Source organism: Pseudomonas sp. ACM7 (assembly GCF_004136015.1).
GTDB lineage: Bacteria > Pseudomonadota > Gammaproteobacteria > Pseudomonadales > Pseudomonadaceae > Aquipseudomonas > Aquipseudomonas frigoris.
Genome location: NZ_CP024866.1, coordinates 5,529,960 through 5,550,927 on the forward strand (window position 1 = coordinate 5,529,960; position 20,968 = coordinate 5,550,927).

The 20,968-nt window shown below is 58.9% G+C and carries 8 protein-coding genes and 3 pseudogenes; 9 read left to right on the forward strand and 2 right to left on the reverse strand.

Annotated features, from left to right (window positions below; all coding sequences use genetic code 11):
* Window positions 1-66: 66 nt before the first annotated feature.
* The 5 genes from CUN63_RS26400 to CUN63_RS26420 all read left to right on the forward strand — a co-directional run bounded on the left by CUN63_RS26400 (window position 67) and on the right by CUN63_RS26420 (window position 6,747).
* Entirely contained in the window at window positions 67-408 is a 342-nt protein-coding gene (locus tag CUN63_RS26400) for a hypothetical protein (RefSeq protein WP_129443757.1), read from the forward strand.
* A gap of 99 nt (window positions 409-507) precedes the next feature.
* Window positions 508-1,764 carry a TolC family protein gene (locus CUN63_RS26405; protein ID WP_129443759.1) on the forward strand — a complete coding sequence of 419 codons (1,257 nt, stop codon included), beginning with the start codon at window positions 508-510 and terminating at the stop codon, window positions 1,762-1,764.
* Window positions 1,761-3,245 carry an efflux RND transporter periplasmic adaptor subunit gene (locus CUN63_RS26410; RefSeq protein ID WP_129443761.1) on the forward strand — a complete coding sequence of 495 codons (1,485 nt, stop codon included), beginning with the start codon at window positions 1,761-1,763 and terminating at the stop codon, window positions 3,243-3,245. Before CUN63_RS26405 ends, CUN63_RS26410 begins: the two co-directional genes overlap by 4 nt.
* Window positions 3,242-6,400, forward strand: a complete 3,159-nt coding sequence (locus tag CUN63_RS26415; RefSeq protein ID WP_129443763.1) for an efflux RND transporter permease subunit — start codon at window positions 3,242-3,244, stop codon at window positions 6,398-6,400. Before CUN63_RS26410 ends, CUN63_RS26415 begins: the two co-directional genes overlap by 4 nt.
* Complete coding sequence (locus CUN63_RS26420) at window positions 6,397-6,747, forward strand: copper-binding protein (protein WP_129443765.1); 351 nt, start codon at window positions 6,397-6,399, stop codon at window positions 6,745-6,747. The genes CUN63_RS26415 and CUN63_RS26420 overlap by 4 nt, the downstream gene beginning before the upstream one ends.
* Before the next feature lie 137 nt (window positions 6,748-6,884).
* On the opposite strand, the pseudogene CUN63_RS26425 reads toward CUN63_RS26420, so the two are convergent.
* A pseudogene (locus CUN63_RS26425) lies at window positions 6,885-7,115 on the reverse strand (LysR family transcriptional regulator); the annotation flags it as partial.
* A 2-nt stretch (window positions 7,116-7,117) separates the two neighbouring features.
* Between CUN63_RS26425 and CUN63_RS26430 the strand changes: the two are divergent.
* From CUN63_RS26430 to cydB, 4 genes and pseudogenes are all read left to right on the forward strand, one after another.
* A pseudogene (locus CUN63_RS26430) lies at window positions 7,118-8,530 on the forward strand ((Fe-S)-binding protein); the annotation flags it as partial.
* Between the two features lie 131 nt (window positions 8,531-8,661).
* A pseudogene (locus CUN63_RS26435) lies at window positions 8,662-9,016 on the forward strand (transposase); the annotation flags it as partial.
* Between the two features lie 377 nt (window positions 9,017-9,393).
* A complete protein-coding gene (locus CUN63_RS26440; protein ID WP_129443767.1) occupies window positions 9,394-10,770 on the forward strand; it encodes a cytochrome ubiquinol oxidase subunit I in 1,377 nt (458 codons plus the stop codon).
* 12 nt (window positions 10,771-10,782) lie between these two features.
* Window positions 10,783-11,784: a cytochrome d ubiquinol oxidase subunit II gene (cydB, locus tag CUN63_RS26445; protein WP_129443769.1), complete on the forward strand. Its 1,002-nt coding sequence runs from the start codon at window positions 10,783-10,785 to the stop codon at window positions 11,782-11,784.
* Between the two features lie 103 nt (window positions 11,785-11,887).
* Here cydB and CUN63_RS26450 read toward each other — a convergent pair whose 3' ends face one another.
* On the reverse strand, window positions 11,888-20,557 hold the full coding sequence (locus CUN63_RS26450; RefSeq protein WP_129445165.1) for a GH36-type glycosyl hydrolase domain-containing protein: 8,670 nt from the start codon (window positions 20,555-20,557) through the stop codon (window positions 11,888-11,890).
* Window positions 20,558-20,968 lie beyond the last annotated feature (411 nt).

Sequence of the window (20,968 nt, forward strand, 5' to 3'; positions counted from 1 at the left end):
TTCGGCAGGCTGTTTATGCCATGCGCCCAATTGTAAGAGCCATTTTCAGCGACTACACTCCAGCCCATGAAACGCTATCTGCGGTTTTGCATCATCTTCATGATTAGCTTGGCGCTTCCCCTCAGCGGGATGGCGGGCGTTCAGGCACCGACAGAAGCGTGCCCAATGAAGACGATGGGCATGGCGATGATGGACGACATGGGGATGGACTGCTGCAACGATATGAAAAGTCCTTCCGATCACGGTAAACCCTGCAAGCCGGGCCAGGAATGCAAGACAGGCGGCATGCTGCAAGTCTCGATCTTCAAGCCTCCTGTAACCGTATTCAGCCCCGTCGTGATTTCCTTCTTCAGCGATTCCCTACCCGTACAGACCCCGTCCGGGGTATGGCGACCGCCTCGCGTTTGATTCCTGTCCCACATTGAGCCTCATTCCGCATTAGTGGGATGGACTAGCTGCGTGCGTGTCTTTTGCCGCGCGCAGTGGATGATCACAGGAATCGTAAACATGAACTCCAAGTGCTATTGCACAGGCTGGTCCCTCGTGGCCGGTCTGGCGGCAAGCGTATTGGCATTGCCGAGCTTCGCTGCCGCATTGACACTCGATGAAGCGTTGCGGCTGGCCGAAAACAATGCACCGTCGCTGACCGCACAAGACGCCAAAATTCAGGCTGCCAGCAGCGCGGCTATTCCAGCCGGTGAGCTACCTGACCCCAAACTGCTGCTGGGTGTGCAGAACTACCCCATTGGCGGTCCGGATCGCTGGAGCATCGACCAGGACTTCATGACCATGCAAATGGTCGGGGTCAGGCAAGAGATGCCCAACAGCGACAAGCGCAAAGCGCGCATTGAGGTCGCCGATGCGGCCGTTGATCGCGCCGCTGCGGAGCGTCGAGTCGAACGCCTGAAGGTTCGTCAGTCCACGGCGTTGGCCTGGATCAGCAGCTACTCGGTTGAGCGTAAAGATGCGCTGTTCCAGGACTTCTACAAAGAAAACCACCTGTTGACCGATACTGTCCGGGCCCAGATTGCCGGTGGCCGCGCTCAACCCGCCGATGCGGTGACGCCCAAGCAAGAAGCGGCTCAACTGGCGGAGCAACAGGATGATCTGATTCTCCAGAGAGCGCAGGCCCGAGCAGCCCTCAAACGCTGGATTGGCTCAGCCGCCAACGACAAGCCTGTGGGCAGCTTGCCGGAGTGGCCCGTCGATACCTCAAGCTACTCTCATAAACTGCAACACCATCCCGAGTTGGCAGCGTTTGCGCCGATGACCCGTGAAGCGCAAGCCAAGGTTCGTGAAGCCGTGTCGGAGAAGCAGTCGGACTGGAGCTGGGAACTGGATTACCAGCGCCGTGGCCGTGAGTTTGGCGATATGGTCAGCGTGCAATTTTCCTGGGATCTACCGCTGTTTCCTGACTCGCGCCAAAACCCCAAAATCGCAGCCAAACAGGCTGAACTCAGTCAGCTTGAGGCCGAGCGCGAAGCCCTGTCACGCGAGCACACTCAGCAACTGGAAAACGAGCTGGCTGACTATGAACGCCTGAATCGTGCCGTGCGCCGAAACCAGGAAAGCCTGTTGCCGCTGGCCAAGGAAAAGGTCGAGCTCAGCATGGCCAGTTATCGGTCCGGCAAAGGCGATTTGAACGCCGTTGTTGCCGCCCGACGTGAACTCATCGAAGCCCGCCTCAAACAGATCGACGTGGAAGAGCAGCGAGCGCTGACCAGTGCGCGTCTGTATTTTGCTTATGGGGAGTCCAGCCAATGATCCTTAAAAAATGGAACGGGGCATTGCTGGTAGGTATCTCGATGGCATTGGGTGTTGCCGGTGGTTACTGGTTCGCTCACCAGCGCATGAGCGGAATACCCAGTACCACCCAGGAGAAGGGCCTCAATTCATCGGACGAACGCAAGGCTCTGTATTGGTACGACCCCATGTACCCCCAGCAAAAGTTCGATAAGCCGGGTAAGTCCCCCTTCATGGACATGCAACTGGTCCCGCAGTACGCCAGTGGCGCAGCGGACCGTGCGACCGTCACCATCGATCCAAGCCTCACCCAGAATCTCGGTCTGCGTTTTGCAGCAGTCACCCGTGGAATCTTTGACTCCAGCCTCGATGTGACAGGTGTGTTGGGATTCAACGAACGTGATATTGCTGTGATTCAGGCTCGCACAGTCGGCTTTGTGGAGCGGGTTTATGCCCATGCTCCTGGTGATGTGCTCAAAGCCAACGCGGCGTTGGCGGATATCCTGGTGCCTGAGTGGGCCGCTGCCCAGACAGAGTTCCTTGCCCTGAAGCGCAGCGGTGATGCTGACCTGTTGGCTGCGGCCCGCCAGCGTCTACGGCTCACGGGGATGCCGGCAGCACTGATTACTCAGGTAGAGCGTGGCGGTAAGGTTCAGCCGTACCTGACGCTCACCAGCCCTATTGGTGGTGTGCTGCAAGAGTTGAACGTACGCGCGGGTATGACCGTGGCGACCGGCGACACCCTGGCACGCGTCAATGGCTTGAGTAGTGTCTGGCTAGCGGTGGCCGTACCAGAATCGGATGCCGGATCGATCACCGTGGGACAGGCAGTCGAAGCGCGTCTGCCAGCTTTCCCAGGGACAATACTCAACGGCAAGGTCAGCGCGATTTTGCCCGAGACCAACCCGGACAGCCGCACTCTTCGAGTACGTGTCGAGTTACCCAATCCTGACGGACGCCTCAGACCGGGTTTGACGGCGCAGGTACGCCTGAATCGTTCGACCGAGAAGAGTGTGTTGTGGGTGCCGAGCGAGGCGGTGATTCGCACGGGCCGACGTGCCTTGGTGATGCTCGCCGAAGACGCCGGTCGCTACCGCCCTGTTGAAGTGCAACTCGGGCAGGAAAGTGATGGCAAGACGGCGATATTGAAAGGCCTGGAAGAAGGCCAGAAGGTGGTTACGTCTGGCCAGTTCCTGCTCGACTCAGAAGCCAGTCTTAAGGGCATCGTTGCCAGCTCGGAGGAAGAGTCACCACCCAGCGCAGCAGCCTCAAGCTTTCATGAAGCAGATGGACAGATCGTTGAGATCAACGACAAAGAAGTCACGCTCGCCCATGGCCCTTTCAAGACGCTGGGAATGCCTGGCATGACGATGACTTTTCCACTCGCCAACCCGGCTCTGATACAGGGCCTCAAAGCGGGCGACAAGGTCCGGGTCGCGGTGAGCCAGACCGATGATGGCTTGCGTGTTGAGCGCCTGGATAAATCGGGGAGCCAGCCATGATTGCCGCCCTGATTCGTTGGTCAGTGGCCAACCGATTCCTGGTGTTACTGGCGACGCTGTTCGTCACGGCTTGGGGTATTTGGTCGGTGCAGAGCACGCCCATCGATGCACTGCCAGATCTCTCGGATGTTCAGGTGATCATCCGCACCCCTTTTCCTGGACAAGCGCCGCAGATTGTCGAGAACCAGGTGACCTATCCGTTGGCCACTACCATGCTCTCAGTACCGGGCGCCAAGACGGTGCGTGGTTATTCCTTCTTCGGCGACAGCTTCGTTTACGTGCTGTTCGAAGACGGCACTGACTTGTACTGGGCTCGCTCGCGGGTGTTGGAGTATCTGAGCCAAATACAAAATCGGTTGCCTGCCAGCGCCAAGCCGGCGTTGGGACCAGATGCGACGGGGGTGGGTTGGATCTATCAGTACGCGCTAGTGGATCGCAGTGGCGGGCATGATCTGGCACAGCTTCGCGCACTTCAGGACTGGTTCCTCAAGTTCGAACTCAAGACCCTGCCCAACGTTGCGGAGGTGGCCACCGTGGGGGGCATGATCAAGCAGTACCAAGTGCAACTTGATCCGCTCAAACTGGCCAGCCTCGGTATCACTCAGGCTGAGGTGACCGACGCTATCGGCAAGGCCAACCAGGAAACTGGTGGCGCGGTGCTGGAGATGGCAGAGACCGAGTTTATTGTGCGTGCTTCCGGCTACTTGAAGACGCTCAATGACTTTCGGGCGATCCCGCTCAAGTTGGGTTCGGGTGGTGTGCCGGTGACCCTTGGCGATGTCGCCACGATTCAGTTGGGACCGGAAATGCGGCGTGGCATTACTGAGCTCGACGGAGAAGGCGAGACCGTCGGCGGCGTGGTGATTTTGCGCAGCGGCAAGAATGCTCGCGAGACCATTGCGGCGGTCAAGACCAAACTCGACGAACTGAAAAGCAGTCTGCCGGCCGGGGTGGAAATTGTCACCACCTACGACCGTAGCAAGCTGATCGACCGCGCTGTGGAAAATCTCAGCCACAAGCTGATCGAAGAGTTCATCGTCGTCGCGCTGGTCTGTGGGGTCTTCCTCTGGCACCTGCGCTCATCCCTGGTGGCGATCATTTCGCTGCCGGTGGGGGTGCTGATTGCCTTCATCGTCATGCGCTACCAGGGCATCAACGCCAACATCATGTCCTTGGGCGGGATAGCTATCGCCATCGGCGCCATGGTCGATGCCGCCGTGGTGATGATCGAGAACGCCCACAAGAAGATTGAGGCATGGCACGCGGCCAATCCGGGGGAAGAACTGAAGGGTGAACGTCATTGGCATGTAATGACCGAAGCGGCGGCAGAGGTAGGCCCGGCGCTGTTCTTCTGTTTGTTGATCATCACTCTGTCGTTTATTCCGGTGTTCACCCTGGAAGCTCAGGAAGGACGGCTGTTCGGCCCTTTGGCTTTCACCAAGACCTACGCCATGGCCGCAGCGGCGGGATTGTCAGTGACCTTGGTGCCGGTGCTGATGGGCTACTGGATTCGAGGACGAATTCCCAGTGAACAACAGAACCCGTTGAACCGGTGGTTGATTCGGATCTATCAGCCAGCGCTGGACGCAGTCTTGCGTCGACCAAAGATCACGCTGCTGGTGGCGCTATTGGTTTTTGTCAGTGCGCTATGGCCAATGTCTCGCTTGGGTGGTGAGTTTCTTCCGCCGCTGGACGAGGGTGACCTGCTCTACATGCCTTCAGCTTTGCCGGGATTGTCGGCGCAGAAAGCGGCGCAGTTGCTGCAACAGACCGACCGCCTGATCAAGACGGTGCCTGAAGTCGAACACGTCTTCGGCAAAGCGGGGCGCGCTGAAACCGCCACCGACCCGGCACCGCTGGAAATGTTCGAGACCACCATCCAGTTCAAACCACATGAGCAATGGCGTCCAGGCATGACCCAGGAAAAGTTGGTGGAAGAACTGGATCGAGTGGTACGAGTCCCTGGGCTGACGAATATCTGGATACCACCGATTCGCAACCGTATCGACATGCTGGCCACTGGGATCAAGAGTCCCATCGGAGTGAAAGTTGCCGGCACCAACCTATCGGAGATCGATGCCGCGACTCAGGCCGTCGAGCGTGTGGCCAAGGGCGTACCCGGTGTCAGTTCGGCTCTGGCCGAGCGACTGACCGGTGGCCGTTATATCGATGTGGATATTGACCGTAAGGCGGCCGCTCGCTACGGACTGAATATCGCCGATGTGCAGTCCATCGTGGCCGGCGCTATCGGCGGTGAAAACGTCGGCGAAACCATTGAAGGGCTTGCACGCTTCCCGATCAACGTGCGTTACCCACGGGAGTGGCGTGACTCGCTCGGTGCCTTGGAGCAATTGCCGATCTATACCCCGCTAGGGAACCAGATCACCCTCGGCACAGTGGCGAAGGTCAAGGTCAGCGACGGTCCGCCGATGCTCAAGAGCGAGAATGCACGGCCTTCTGGTTGGGTGTACATCGATGTGCGTGGCCGGGACATTGCCTCGGTAGTCGCCGATCTGCGCCGGGTCGTCAGCGAGCAGGTCAAGTTACAGCCCGGCATGAGCCTGAGTTACTCAGGGCAGTTCGAGTTTCTCGAAAGGGCCAACGCACGACTCAAACTGGTGGTGCCTGCCACGCTGGTCATCATCTTCGTGTTGCTCTACCTGACTTTCGCCCGCTTCGATGAGGCCTTGCTGATCATGGCCACTCTGCCGTTCGCCCTTACTGGCGGGGCATGGTTCCTCTATCTGTTGGGGTTCAACCTGTCAGTCGCCACCGGGGTCGGTTTTATCGCCTTGGCCGGTGTTTCCGCCGAGTTTGGCGTGATCATGCTGCTCTACCTGAAGAACGCCTGGGCCGAACGTGAAGACCTCGGCGACAGCACAGAGCGCGGTCTGGTTGCGGCGATTCGTGAAGGCGCCGTGCAGCGTGTTCGACCCAAGGCCATGACCGTGGCCGTCATCATTGCTGGCTTGTTACCCATCTTGCTGGGCAGCGGGACCGGCAGCGAGGTGATGAGCCGAATTGCTGCACCCATGGTCGGCGGCATGGTCACGGCGCCCTTGCTTTCCCTGTTTGTCATTCCGGCGGCCTATCGCCTGATGCGTCGCCGGCACCTCTCAGTTGAACCCATCACCCCTCAAGGAAAAGTCGTATGAAACTGACCCTGATTGCAGTTGCAAGCACCGTATTCACGGCGTCTCTATCGGCCCATGCAGAGGATATGCCAGGCATGAAAATGGGCGGAATGGAGGGCATGCAGATGAAGCAGGAAACAACGCAGGCTCCAGTCGCCACCGCCGACGGAACGATCAAGGCTATCGATACTACGAAGCATACGGTGACCGTCTCTCACGGCGCTGTTCCAGCTGTGCAATGGCCGCCGATGACCATGGCCTTTTCCGTGACGGAAGATCAGCTGACAGGGCTGACGGCTGGAGACCGAGTGTCGTTTTCCTTCCGGCTTGAGGGCGGCAAAGCCACGATTGTGTCCATCAAAAAATAAAATTGCGGTGGTAAAAATGGCCGGCATGCTTTGGCGCGCCAGTGATTCCCAGTAAATCCTCTTGTTCAGGAAAAGCGGTATGTCAGGAGGTTGCTCGAGTGACCGCTTTTAGACTGTGGATTCAACCGGTCAGTGGGGGAGGGGAAAGTGGCCAGGCGCAACGTGCCGCTGCCGGATTGATAAGCCATGGCCTGCAATGTGGCGCTGCGGATGCGTCCGAGCGCTTCGCTCATTTCCCGCTGATAAAGACGACCGACATCGGTCAGTTGCACTTGCCGGCCTTCACGGCGGAATAGCGTCAGGCCCAGTTGCTGTTCCAGCGCCTGGACTTGCCGGCTCACGGCGCTTTGGGTCAGTGACAGTTCCATCGCGGCCCGCCCAAGGCTTGCTCAAAGTCAACTAAGTGACGTTGCGCGGTGATCTGGATCGGCAGATCGACGAGCGCGTCTGGCAAAGCTTCGGCACCGCCATGCACTGCAACGGTAACGGCGCTTGCTACAACGACGACCCCAACGATGCGATGTGCCCGTCGTGGAAAGCCACCCGTGAACGCCAGCATTCGCCGAAGGGCAGGGCGTCGTTGATTCGCGAATGGTTGCGTCTGCAAGGCGCGGCCAATATCGATGTGTTGCAAGCGGCCCGGGGCAAGTTGTCGTGGTTGAGCGGATTGCCGACGCGGTTGCGCAATAACCTGGCGCGCTCGAGCGGTGAGGCGGATTTCTCCCATGAGGTCTACGATGCGATGGCGGGCTGCCTGGCCTGTAAATCCTGTGCGGGACAATGCCCGGTCAAGGTCAACGTCCCGGAATTCCGATCTCGTTTTCTCGAGCTGTACCACGGTCGCTATCAACGCCCGCTCCGTGACTATTTGATCGGCTTGCTGGAGTTCACCATTCCTTACATGGCCTACGCGCCGGGCCTGTACAACGCGGTGATGGGCTCGAAATGGGTGAGCCGCCTGCTGGAGCAACAGGTCGGCATGCTCGACAGTCCGCTGATCCACCGCCATGACTTGCAGGCCACGTTGACCCGCTGCAAGGTCGCTGTCGCCAGCGTGCCAGCCCTGCGCGAACTGACCGCTGCACAACGTGAGCGGAGCGTGGTGTTGGTGCAGGACGCCTTCACCCGTTACTTCGAAACGCCGTTGCTGGCGAGCTTTATCCAGTTGGCGCATCAGTTGGGCTACCGGGTGTTTCTGGCGCCCTATAGTGCCAACGGCAAGCCTTTGCACGTGCAGGGCTTCCTCGGCGCTTTCGCCAAGGCGGCGATCCGCAACGGCAATCAGCTCAAGGCGCTCGCCGCCTGTGGAGTGCCGCTGGTGGGCCTGGACCCGGCGATGACGCTGGTCTACCGCCAGGAATATCAGAAAGTACCAGGGCTCAACGATTGCCCGAAGGTCCTGCTACCTCAGGAATGGCTCTTCGATGCGTTGCCTGAAAACCCGCACACCGCGACCGAGACATTCCGTTTGTTGGCGCACTGCACCGAGAAGACCAATGTCCCAGCCAGTACTGCGCAATGGGAAACCATGTTTGCCCGGCTTGGGCTCAAGCTGGTGACGGAGGCGACCGGCTGCTGCGGCATGTCTGGCACCTACGGCCACGAAGCCCGAAACCAGGACACCTCGCGGACCATTTTCGAGCAGTCATGGGCCGGCAAGCTGGATAAACAGGGTGAGGCGCTGGCCACGGGCTACTCCTGTCGGAGTCAAGTGAAGCGCTTGGCCGACAGGCAGCTGCGTCATCCGTTGGAAGTGGTGTTGGAGCATGTGCGCGCGAAGTAGCTTCACTCGCACTTATGAAGCACCACGCTGAATTTTAAGTTATCCGCCTGCAATTGCTCTGCATTAACCAGGTCTTCGATTCTTAACCCGGATTCAACTTTTTCGATCAGCTGCATGATGCGATTTTCATGGTGGCGACAGGCCTGAAGTTGCACCGTTACTGGAGTTCTTATTGTCAGGGATGAGCGCTGAAATCGAAGTGCACACCGAGCAAGCAACGGCGAGTTCGGCGCTGGGAGCATGAAACCGTATTGGAGGAAATGCAGAACAGGCTGAGCAACGCGCCGTGGATGATGCGGATCCGAAAACGGACTGTTGAGCATCCTTTCGGGACGCTCATGCAATGGAAGGGTGCGACGCACTTCCTGACCCGAAAGCTTAACGGGGGTAAGCGCCGAGATGAGCTTGAATGTGCTCGCCTACAACTTGAAACGGGTCATGAAAATCATCGGCGCTAACGGTTTGATGAAGGCGCTGTCGGCGTAAAGAAGGCTGGTTTTGGCCCATCCAGAGGCTGTAAAACAGCGTTGACGTGCTCCAGGTTGCTACCGATGCAACCCATGGTATTGATCGTGCGATCGCTCAGCCAACGAACGTCGATGCCCCAAGAAAATGAGGCCCATGATCGTTTTTACACACTCTGGGCCGATAGCTGCCGCTCAATTCCGATTGTCCAGGGAGGAATATTCTGTTCGAGCTTTGACTTTCGGAATCATTGGCACTGAGGAGAGTCAACCGACAAATACTGCATCGGACACGTGCCATGCCTATTCTCGCTAACACATTTAGCTATCCGCGTAACCTTCGCTTGGTGCTGCCAACAGCTCATTCCTGCATGCGTTGGCTAACGGTGAGTGGACGGCATGGACGCAATTGATTCGGCGCTGATGGCCGCGCGGGCCCAATTCGCGATCACCATCAGCTTTCATATCGTGTTGGCGGCCTTCACCATTGGTTTGGCCAACTTTCTGATGGTACTCGAAGCGCTTTGGCTGTGGCGTGGGCGAAAGGTCTATCTGGACGTCTACCTTTACTGGCTGAAGGTGTTTGCCCTCAACGTGGCGGTGGGCACTGCCTCGGGTCTTATATTGGAGTACCAATTCGGGCTCAATTGGTCGCGGCTTTCGACTCAGGCAGGAGATATCCTCGGCCCATTGATGTTCTACGAAGTGCTTGCCGCTTTTTTTCTGGAGGCTGGCTTCCTTGGCATCATGTTATTTGGATTGAAGAAGGTAGGCCGTCGTCTGCATTTCTTCGCCACCTGTGCCGTAGCGCTTGGATCGTTAATCAGCGCATTCTGGATCCTGTCGGCCAATTCCTGGATGCAAACACCCGCCGGTTACTCCATTGGCACAGATGGACGGTTCATTGCCGAGGATTGGTGGGCGATCATCTTCAATCCGTCGTTCCCTTATCGGCTTGTGCATATGACGTTGGCCGCGTTGCTCGGCACCGCCACGCTGGTGGCCGGTATCAGCGCTTGGCAGCTGTTGCGTGTGCCTGAGAATCTGCGAGCACGGCTTGCATACTCCATGGTGCTGTGGGCGATTGTCTTGATCACACCTGTGCAAATGGTGGTGGGAGACCTTCATGGTCAACACAGCCTCAAAGTTCAGCCGCAGAAGGTCGCCGCCATCGAAGGCTCCTGGACTCGCCCGGCTGATGGTGCGGGCGAACCATTACGCTTGTTCGCTCTTCCCGACATGAATGAGCGACGCAACCATTGGGAAGTGGCGATTCCGCGCATAGCTTCGCTGTACCTGCGGCATGACCTGAGTGGCACCATCGCTGCACTGGACGAGTTCCCGCCTCAGGACATACCACCTGTTCCAGTGGTGTTCTTCGCTTTTCGTTTCATGGTCGGTCTGGGTCTGTTGATGCTGGGGCAGGGCCTGACCGGTTTGGTATTGCGATGGCGACAACGGTTGTACACGGCGCCTTGGATGCTCCGAGGGTGTGTGCTGATGGCCCCGGCTGGATTTTTGGCGATGCTGAGTGGCTGGGTAGTGACCGAGGTTGGCCGCCAACCCTTCACCGTCTATGGTCTGCTGCGCACGGCTGACAGTCTGTCATCGGTTTCTCGGCAGCAGGTGATTAGTTCAACATGGTTCATCTTGTCGTTTTACCTGCTGATATTCGGTGTTGGGCTCTGGGTGCTGCTGCGAATTCTGCGCGAGCCACCTCACAAGGACGAGGCCGGGCCGCAGCCAACCTTGGCCGACGAGACGGGTGAGTCCTGAGGGCATGAATCCATGTTAGACAACGACTGGATAACACTACTATCCGCTGCAGCCCTGGCGTTTTCGGTGTTGAACTATGTGCTGTTGGACGGCACTGATCTTGGCGTCGGCGTACTGCTGGGCCTTACCCGATGTAGTAAACATCGCCGTGTCATGGCAGTGACAATCCTGCCGATTTGGGATGCTAATGAAACTTGGCTCGTGCTAGGAGGCGGCGGCCTGCTGGCGTTATTTCCGCTGGCCTATGCCATCCTGCTGCCGGCGCTTTATCTGCCGTTTATTATGATGTTTTTGGCATTGATTCTTCGAGCGGTAGCGCTGGAATTTCGTGACTACGCGCCCAGTGACGGGATCAAGCGCGCCGTCGACGGCTTGCTGTTGGGCGGTTCACTGCTCGCCGGTGGATGCCAGGGGCTGGTCTTGGGTTCGCTTGTTCAAGGCATATCTAATGATGGTAGGCAGTACAGTGGTAACGGCTGGGAGTGGCTGGGTATGTTTCCGCTGTACTGTGGCGCAGTGCTCGTGGTGGGCTACACGTGGCTGGGCGCCTGCTGGCTTTATTGGCGTACTGAAGAAGAACTTCAGCAACGATCAGGTCGTCAGGCGAGGGCGCTGGCAATCGTAACCTTAGGGCTATTGGCCGTGTTGGTTACCTGGACAACGACACTGGACACTCGATATGCACATCGGCTTTTAGATCCTCTTCTCTGGCTGCCGGCCTCAACAATGCTCATTGCACTGTTAATCGGCTTCGTCTTGGGATTTCGAAGCCGCCGGGAATATCTGCCGCTGTTCGCTGCATTGGGAGTCTTCGTTTTGGCCTTCGCATTGGTCATCGCAGCGCTTTATCCGCTGATTATCCCGCCGAATCTGACGCTGCAAGCCGTCGCCTCCAGTCCGACCAGCCAGATTTTCATTTTGGTTGGTTTCGCCGTACTGATACCGGTGACGCTGATATACAACACCTATGGCTTTAAAGTCTTTAGCGGGAAGGTTCGTGCCGCTCGTGATTGACTGCATCCACGCTACCGTTCAGAGAATGAGTACTTTCTCCCTCCGGCCTAATCCAAACAGGCACTCTGTGCGCTATCGCTCAGAGCCCCTGTTACAACAGTCGTTAAGAAGTTGATGTGACGTGCCCCTCATTAACCACCGTAGATTTCGGGAAAGTCGCCACAATACGGTGTTCGATCCCATCGTCCAGCAGTCCTAGCGTCGCATCGGTGAGTAGCGTGCCATCCAGGCTGAGTGTGCGTGTTGCGTCTTCGTTTTGGCGCACCTCTATGTGGTAGAGGGTTGCACCGAACCAGTAATGGAGGGTGAAACCCGGCCAATCGGCTGGCAGCACCGGTTCAATGTGCAGCGAGTTGGCGCAGCGTGTCAGTCCCAGTAGTGATTCGACGATCAGGCGATACATCCAGCCAGCGGAGCCGGTGTACCAGGTCCAGCCGCCGCGTCCAGTGTGGGGTGCAACCCCGTAGACGTCGGCGGCCATCACGTAAGGCTCAACCTTGTACGTTTCGATTTGTGCAGCGCTGCGACGGCTGACGGGATTGATCATACGCAGCAGCTCCCATGCCTTGTCGCTGTCGCCAAGACGGGCGAAGGCCATACTTGCCCAAACGGCAGCGTGAGTGTATTGGCCTCCATTCTCGCGTACGCCGGGTACGTAGCCTTTGATGTAACCGGGATCCAGTGCACCCTTGTCGAACGGCGGATCCAGTAACAACACCACGCCGGTATCGCGCCGGACCAAGTGCAGATCCAGTGAGTCCATGGCCGTTCTGCGCCGTACCTGCGACGCGGCCCCGGAGAGCACCGACCAGCTTTGCGCTATGGAGTCGATACGACATTCCTCGTTACCCGCAGAGCCCAATACCTGGCCGTCGTCGAAGTAAGCGCGGCGGTACCAGGCGCCATCCCAAGCCTGATCTTCCAGGCTCACACGCAAAGTCGCCGCCTGCTCAGTACAACGCTGGGCGAAGACCCTGTCGCCTTCCAGCTGCGCAGTACTGGAGAATTGCAGCAGCACCTCGTAGCCGAAGAAGCCAAGCCATACGCTCTCACCAAGGCCTTGCTCTCCGACCCGATTCATTCCGTCATTCCAGTCTCCGCACCCCATCAACGGCAGCCCATGGGAACCGCGCTTGAGGCCATGCTCAATGGCGCGAACGCAATGTTGGTAGAGGCTTTCCTGGAGTTGTGAAGTGCCGGGCAGATCGTAGTAGGACTCTTCACCAGCAGTGAGTGCGCGTCCCTCGATATAACCCACCACTTCGCTCAGTACGCTACGATCACCGGTGATGTACACGTAGCGGCTGGTTGCCAGGGGCAACCAAAGAAAGTCGTCGGAACAGCCCGTTCGCACACCCCGACTTTGCGGTGGATGCCACCAGTGTTGTACGTCGCCTTCGGGGTACTGATGCGCGGCGCAGAGCAGCAGGTGGCGGCGCGCGGCAGCCGGGTCGGCATGGATCATTGCCATGCTGTCCTGCAATTGATCACGAAAGCCAATGGCTCCGCCGGATTGGTAATAACCACTGCGCGCGCAGAAGCGGCACGCGATGACCTGATACATCAGCCAGCCGTTGACCAGCACATCGATGGCTGGATCGGGAGTCTGAATTTGTATGGCCCCCAAGGTCGTGCGCCAATGCAGACGCACAGCGTCCAGTTCGCCCGCCGAGGCCTTGGCACCGCGGTATTTCTGCACCAGGCGGGTGGCTGATTTGGCGTCCTGTTCGGCGCCGAGGCGGAACACCACGTCCTGGCTTTCGCCGTCCGCCAGATCCAGTGCGACCTGCATCGCTGCGCAGGGATCGAAGCCACCACCGCAGCGTCCAGACAGCCGAGCACGAGTCAGGGCTGCCGGCGCTTGCAGGTTCCCATTGCGGCCAAGAAATTCGGCACGGTCACCGCTAAAACTGCGCCCCGTCGAATCCGTGTCGAGAAAGGCGACGCGCCCGGAGAACTCGATCGAAAAGGCGTTGCGCGCGAACAGCGCGCCACTGAATGGGTCCACCTCCGTGACCACATGCATGGCCGACTTGCCGCGCAAATCCCCCAGTACCCACTCCACGTAGCACGTTGCCGACAAACGCCGCGGCCGGCCGCTGGTATTGCGAATTTTCAGGCGCGAGAATTTGATCGGTGCATCCAGCGCCACATAGACCCACAACTCGGTATGGATGCCGTCCTCTTCATACTCGAATACGCTGTAGCCGAAACCGTGGCGAGTACGGTAAAGGCCACTACCTGGGCAGGGTTGTGGGGTTGGCGACCAGAAGTGGCCGGTATCTTCGTCGCGCAGGTACAACGCCTCACCGCTGGGGTCAGAGATCGGGTCGCTATGCCAAGGGGTGAGACGATATTCGTGAGCATTCTCGCTCCAGGTGTAAGCACCGCCACTTTCGGAAATCACCGTGCCGAATTGCGCATTGGCCAGCACATTGACCCAAGGCGCTGGTGTGGGTTGGCCTGGGCGCAGGATCACTACATATTCGTTACCGTCCGGGCTGAAGCCACCGTAGGGATTGTTCAATATCAAGGCAGCGTCGGTTTGTGTGGCACCGGCCACAGGTGGTTGCTCCACTCGCACAAGACTCGGTTCGAGCCTGGGGAGCAGAGGGTCCGCGCGGCGCCGATGGACCTGATCGGCCAGGCTGCCGTGGCTGTCATTGAGTACCAGGCGGGCCACCGATAGCATCAGTGTCCGGTCCTCGCCCGACAACTGTTGTGCCTGCCGCACAAAAATCCCGCCAGGACGGTCGACCAGGCTCGCTTCACTGCCCGAGGTCACCAGTCCCATAATCAGGTCATGCAGTTGCTGGCGATAGCCGGCCTGATCCTCGTTCCAGATCACCAGATCTACCGACAGGCCCTTCTGACGCCAATAGGCATGAGCTTTGACCATCTGCTGCACAAACTCGATGTTAGCCAGATCGTTGATCTGCAGCAGCACGATGGGCAAGTCGCCCGATATCGCCTGGCCCCAGAGGCTGGACTGGTTACGCCGGTTGGCCACCAGCACGCTGCTCTCGGCCCGTAATGCAGCGCTGGCGTAGATGATCGACGCGGCCATCTGCTCGAACAGACGTGCGTCGCTCAGTGAAGCGTTGAGCTGGCGCAGCAGCACCTGGCTATGGGTCCAGGCCAAGTCAAAGACGCGATCGGCCAGATGACGGTCGCGGTACTTGTTGATCAGGTGCAGGCAGTTGTCACGGCTGTCGGCAAGGCCGGTCACCAAGTCGATGGTCGCCGTCTGACCGGGGGCCAGGGTGATGCGACAACGTATCGATACAATCGGATCAAGTACCGGGCCGGCGGTTCCTGATAATTGTTCGACCTCATCGTCCATTGCCGCCGGGGCCACGACACTGCGCCCACGACCGATAAAGCGCGCACGGTCGGTCTCGTAGGAGATCGCATCGACATCTACACCGTGCGCTGCCAGCAAATGACACATCCAGGGCACTGTTTCCTGGCTGGAGCGCGGCCGACGGGTGCAGATGATTGCCTGCAGCGGGCGCAACAGCTCGGTCTGCACGAACAGATTGCTGAAGGCCGGGTGCATCGCATCGCTGATGGCCGAAGCCAGCACTACCTCGGTGTAGCTGGTGAGTTCAATACTGCGGCGCGTTCGCGCGCGGTTGGTGATGTGCAAGCGGCGCAACTCGATGTCGTCTTCCGGTGATACGACGATTTCGGTATGGGTGTCGAAGTCTTGCTCACGTACACGGAATTCGGCACGGGCATCAGTGAAGATGGCTTCGTAGCTTTCCGGATGGCGCAATGTCGGTTGGTGCGCGGCGGACCAGAAAGTGCCGCTTGCAACATCGCGCAGGTAGCAGAACATACCCCAGTTGTCGCAGGTGAAGTCTTCATGCCAGCGGGTAACAGCAATTTCGTTGCTGCGGCTGTAACCTGCGCCTGCACTGCTGACCATCACATGGTAGCGGCCGTTGGAGAGCAACTGCACCGCAGGGCGTTTGCGGTCAGGGTCGGCAAAGACCCGCAGCTTGGTTTCACGTACTCGTGATGCATGGTCCACAACCGGCGCGTTCGAGGCATGCAGGTACTGTGCGGCGGTCTTCGGCACACGCTCCTGCAACAGCAGGGCGGTCGCCTGGAATTGCGGGTCGGATTCGAAACGTCGCTGCATTGGCCGGTCGAGTAGCAGGCAAGTCAGCGCCAGCAGGCTCATGCCCTGATGGTGTGCCATGAAGGAATAGACGACTGCGCAACGCTGTCCGCGTTGCAAGCGCGCCTCTGTAAAGTCCACGGCTTCATACAGACCGTAGCGCCCGGCCAGGCCCAGCGCGGCAAGTCGCTGCAGGTTCCGGCACGAGGCCTCGGGGGCCACCATCAGCGCCAGGGCGCTGGCATAGGGGGCGACAACGGTGTCTTCGCCAAGGCCTCGCTTGAGACCCAGGCCTGGTACACCGAATGCGCGATATTGGTAGTTGAAATGAGCATCCTGAATGTTGTAACCCGACTCGGAAACCCCCCAGGGAATGCCCAAGTGATTGCCGTACTCTATCTGCAAGGCGACCGCTGCGCGGCAGGTCTGGTCGAGCAGGGTACCTTCATAGTTGGGCATTACCAGCATGGGCATCAGGTACTCGAACATCGAGCCTGTCCATGACAGCAGCACGGGTATGCCGCCGCTGCTGGTGAGCAGCCTTCCAAGGCTAAACCAGCCTTCTTGAGGTAACTGGCCTTGAGCGATAACCACATAGTTGGTCAGTCGCGCCTCCGAGGCCAGCAAGTCGTAATAACCCGTATCCAGCTTGTGCTCGCTGGCGTTATAGCCAATGGCGAAAAGATCGCGCTGGGAATCATAGAGAAAGGTGAAGTCCATGTTCGCCATGGTGTCGACCAGATTGGCCAGGCGGGTGACCGAGGCAATGCGCTGTACAGCCAGGCGCTGCACGGACGTCACTTGAGCCTGCTGAGCCGGCAACCAGCGAGCGACATCGAGTTGCGCCAACTGGCGCCAGCTGAGTGCCAACGGCTCGGCCTTGTCAATGGCGGGCGGCAGCCTGAAGCTCAGCAGTTCGGCCTGCAGATCCTGACATTGTGCACGCAGCGCCTCGAGCCAGAAGGCGGCCTCGCCGATCGTCGCCAAGTCGCTGAGGGCAGTGGGTGCACTCATGCGCTCCAGCAAGGTCAGGAGGGTCTCGGAGGCGTCGTCAGGGCTCGAAACAACCCGGGCCTGCGCCACGAGCGCTTCGTCTTGCAGGGTTCGTACGTCGTGGTCGTCCAGCCCCGCGGCGAGGAGGGTGTCTTGCAGCACATCCAGGGTGTCGATAAGTCCGTTGACCACCCGTAGATCAAACAGGGGCGCATCAATCAGGTCCAACAGCCCAGGGCGCAAGGTCAGTAGCAGTCCTGCCAGATTCCCGCTATCTACCGTCGATACGTAGAGCGGTGGCAAGGGCTTGAGCGTCAAGGTGTCATACCAGTTGTAGAAGTGCCGACGGTAGCTCTCCAGGCCGGCCATGCTGGACAAGGACTGATCGAGGCGCTCGAGCAACCGTCCACTACTCAGGTAGCCAAAGTCGTGCGCGGCCAGGTGGGACAGCAGCGCCATACCCATATTGGTCGGCGATGTACGGTGTGCAATGGCTGGGTGGGGCTGCTCCTGGATGTTGTCAGGGGGTAACCAATTGTCGGCCGGACCGACGTATTGATCGAAGAATGCCCAGGTTTTTCGCGCCAGACATCGCAGGAAGCGCAGCTCCTGCGCTGAAGGATTGAATTTCGCCCGGGGGGAAGGCCGGCTGAGCCACCAAGCGACGGCCGGGCTCGTCAGCCACAGCACCAAAAATGGTCCGGCCAAGGCGAGCACATTCGGAGTGGGTAGTAACAGTACAAAAAGGACCGTCGTCAGCAATGGGGCTATCCACATTGTGCGGTACAGCTCAGATAGCTTGTTGCTGTCGCTGCGTTCCACTTCCCGTGAAGGGTTCCACTGCAACAGACGACGCTTGCTGATCAGCATGCGCCACAGCGTACGGCCGATTGCATCCAGGCTGTATAAGGCTTCGAACGGCAGCCAAACCAAAGGAAGGATCGCCCGCGTAAAGTGTTGGCTGGAGGTGCCCAGGGCCGCTGTCAAATGCTGCTCGATCGGAACGTCGACGGTTTTGTGCATGAGCTCCTGCAAGGCGCTCGACAGCGGTTGGATCAGTACCAGGATAAGCACCGCGAAGGTCCACGAACGCGGCTCCATTGCTCCAAGCCAGCCCCACAGCAACATTGTCAGGAAAGCGGTCGGCTCCAGACTACGCCGGAGATTGTCAAAAATTTTCCACCGAGCCACGGCGCAAAGGCGATTGCGTTCCAACCCTCCACCTGCCTTGGGCGTCCAGGGCATGACCCATGGCAGCAATTGCCAGTCCCCGCGAATCCAGCGATGCCGGCGCTTGACGTCGGTGCTGTAACGGGAGGGGTATTCTTCGAACAGTTGCACGTCGCTGAGTAATCCCGAGCGGGCATAACAACCCTCGATCAGGTCATGGCTAAGGATGCGGTTCTCCGGGAAACAGCCTTCCAGGGCGTGCTCGAAAGCATCCACGGCGTAGATCCCTTTGCCAATGAATGAACCGAGCTGGAAAAGATCCTGATAGACGTCCGAAACAGCGCGGGTGTAGGGATCGACGCCTGCATCGCTCCCGAACAGCCGGGCATAGGAAGAGCGTGCAGTACTCGGCAGACTGATACCCACTCGCGGTTGCAAAATCGCATAACCGCTGCTGATATGGCCCTGATGCGGATCGAACACGGGGTGGTTTAGCGGGTGCTCCATCGCGCCGATGCATTGCTGTGCAACATCACGCGGTAGTTGGGTATCAGTGTCGAGGGTGATCACGTAACGAACGGGAGTCAGTGTCTGGATATCGCCAACGATCAGTGAAAAGTACTCCTGGCCACGGCCTCGCAGCAGGGCATTGAGCTCGGCGAGCTTGCCGCGTTTGCGCTCATAGCCCATCCAGGTCTGCTCTGCCTCGTTCCAGCGTCGTGGTCGGTGCAACAGGAAAAATCGGTCGTTGTCTGGGGCGGGGTATTTCTGATTTAACGCTTCTATCAGCCGCCGTGCCAGCAACAGCAGACTCGCATCCTGCTCCAGCTCCTGGGTGGGGGCATCCATGAAATCGGTGAGCAGGGCGAAGTGCAAATTGGCATCCCGATTGGCCAGGAAGCGTACTTCCAGGCCTTCGACCAACTCTTCGACATCTACGCAATGGGCTATCAGCGCGGGAATGACCACCAACGTGCGCGCTTGCACCGGGATACCCTGGCTGTAGTCCAGTCGGGGAAGAATGCAGGGGGGCATGGTGAGAGTGATCAGCCAATTGACCAGCCCGATGGCCAGGCGGCTGGACATCAGCAGCGTGGGTATCGCGAGCAATACCAGCAGGTATCCAGACCTTGCGTCGCGATAAACGGCCTCAAGGAAAGGCCAAGCGAACAATGTTGACAGGATCAGCACCAGACCCAGGTAGAAGGTCAGCGGTGCGCGAAGCAGCAGGCGTGCCCATTGCTCGCCCAAGGGCACCCGAGCGGCGATTCGATGCTCGAGCTCATTGAGTCCAGGGCCCACCAGGTAGTAACCCACATGTCCGGCCACATCGCCCTCGGGCGGTGGTCTTACCCGCGCATCGGCCAGCGCGATGGCCGCTCGCGCGACGTTTTCTTCAGTCTGGTCACAGTTCTTCGCCATGCGTTCGACCACATGCCGATAGTGATCGCGGGTGGCGAAATCCATCCGCGCATAGATCCCTGCCGGGTCTGTGCGCAACACGTGCTCGACGTGGCTCAGATGCTCGACGAACTCCCGCCAGTCGGTGGCCGACAGCAGACGCAAGCTGGCGATGCTGTTGCCGATGGACACCTGATCGGCGGCTTGCTGCTGGGCATCCACCTGCACCAGTCGCTCGATATTGAGTCCTGACTCGCTGAGCATCTGCTCGATCCAGGCCAATGGCAGTATCAGCGCGGCACTTTGCCCTTGTAGCCGTCGCGCCAATTCAGCGACGAATGATGAGGTCATCGGTGGCCCCGAGCGCGCCATGTCAGCCACTGTCAGGACCACGCTTTTGGCATCGCGTTCGGCGGTTTCGATCAAGTGATCGGCCCAGTCATTGGCCAGGTTGCGGTCATCCCAGTTAGCCATGACGCGCGAGGCTACTCGCCTCAGATTCTCGATCAGGGCCAGGCGCAGCATGATCGGAATCGCCCACAACTCGCCGAGAGTCAGTGGTGTGATCGTCTGATAGAACACTACAAAACGGCTCAGACTCTCCTCATCGACCCTGCCGTCGCCATGTGAAATGGTCTCCAGAGCGATGTCGTAGACCCGTGGCAATCCGGCCGACGGGCCATCGGCCAATTGCGGCAACTCACGGCTGTAGCCTCGGGGTAGGTGAGACTTGGTGGTGCGGATTTGCTCTTCGACCAGGTAATAGTTGTCCAGCAACCATTCCGCTGCCGGTGTTGCACGCCGGGCGGACAACGGTGCAGCAGTGAGCGCCTTGCAGCTACTGGCTAGCGTCGCCTCGTTGTCGGCTAGGCGCGCCAGCAGAGAGTCTTTCGCCGTGCGGCCACTAATATGGTGCTGTTGAGCCAGTAGAGTTCCATGGCTGGCCATCTGTTCGGCGCTGAACAACTCCGAGCGAAGCAGTGGTTCGTACTCGAATTTCCTACGTGATTCGCTCCACTGGCGATAGTAAATGGCAGGCAGACGCCAGAACTGGAAGAGTACATTGGTCCAATGACTGTCCATGTTTCCTTGCATGACACTCTCTCGACGAATGGCGTGATGAGGGTGGCAGTGCTCCCGACGCTGCTCTTGACCTGATAGCTGTGTCACGAGCACCTTGCATCACACAACGATGGCAGGCTTCGAGTCTGCCAAAGGAGGCTGGCCAAAGTCTGTATGCTAACGAGCATAGCTGCGTCCACGGTTGGCCGGAAGGTGATGTCACCTGGTTTGCGACATAACTGAAGTTAGCGTCACACCGTCGCAGTGCAAGGCTTGACCTTTTCTGCTGAGCTCAATCGAGAGGGCGCCAGAGTCGTTCCATCCGAACGGGAACAGGCCGAGGGCACAAGCGACGCGGTTTTAGATCACCTCAAATAATCAAGGTAGTCCCAGTGCCAGATTCTCTTGCAGAGGATCCAGGAGGTCGCGCAT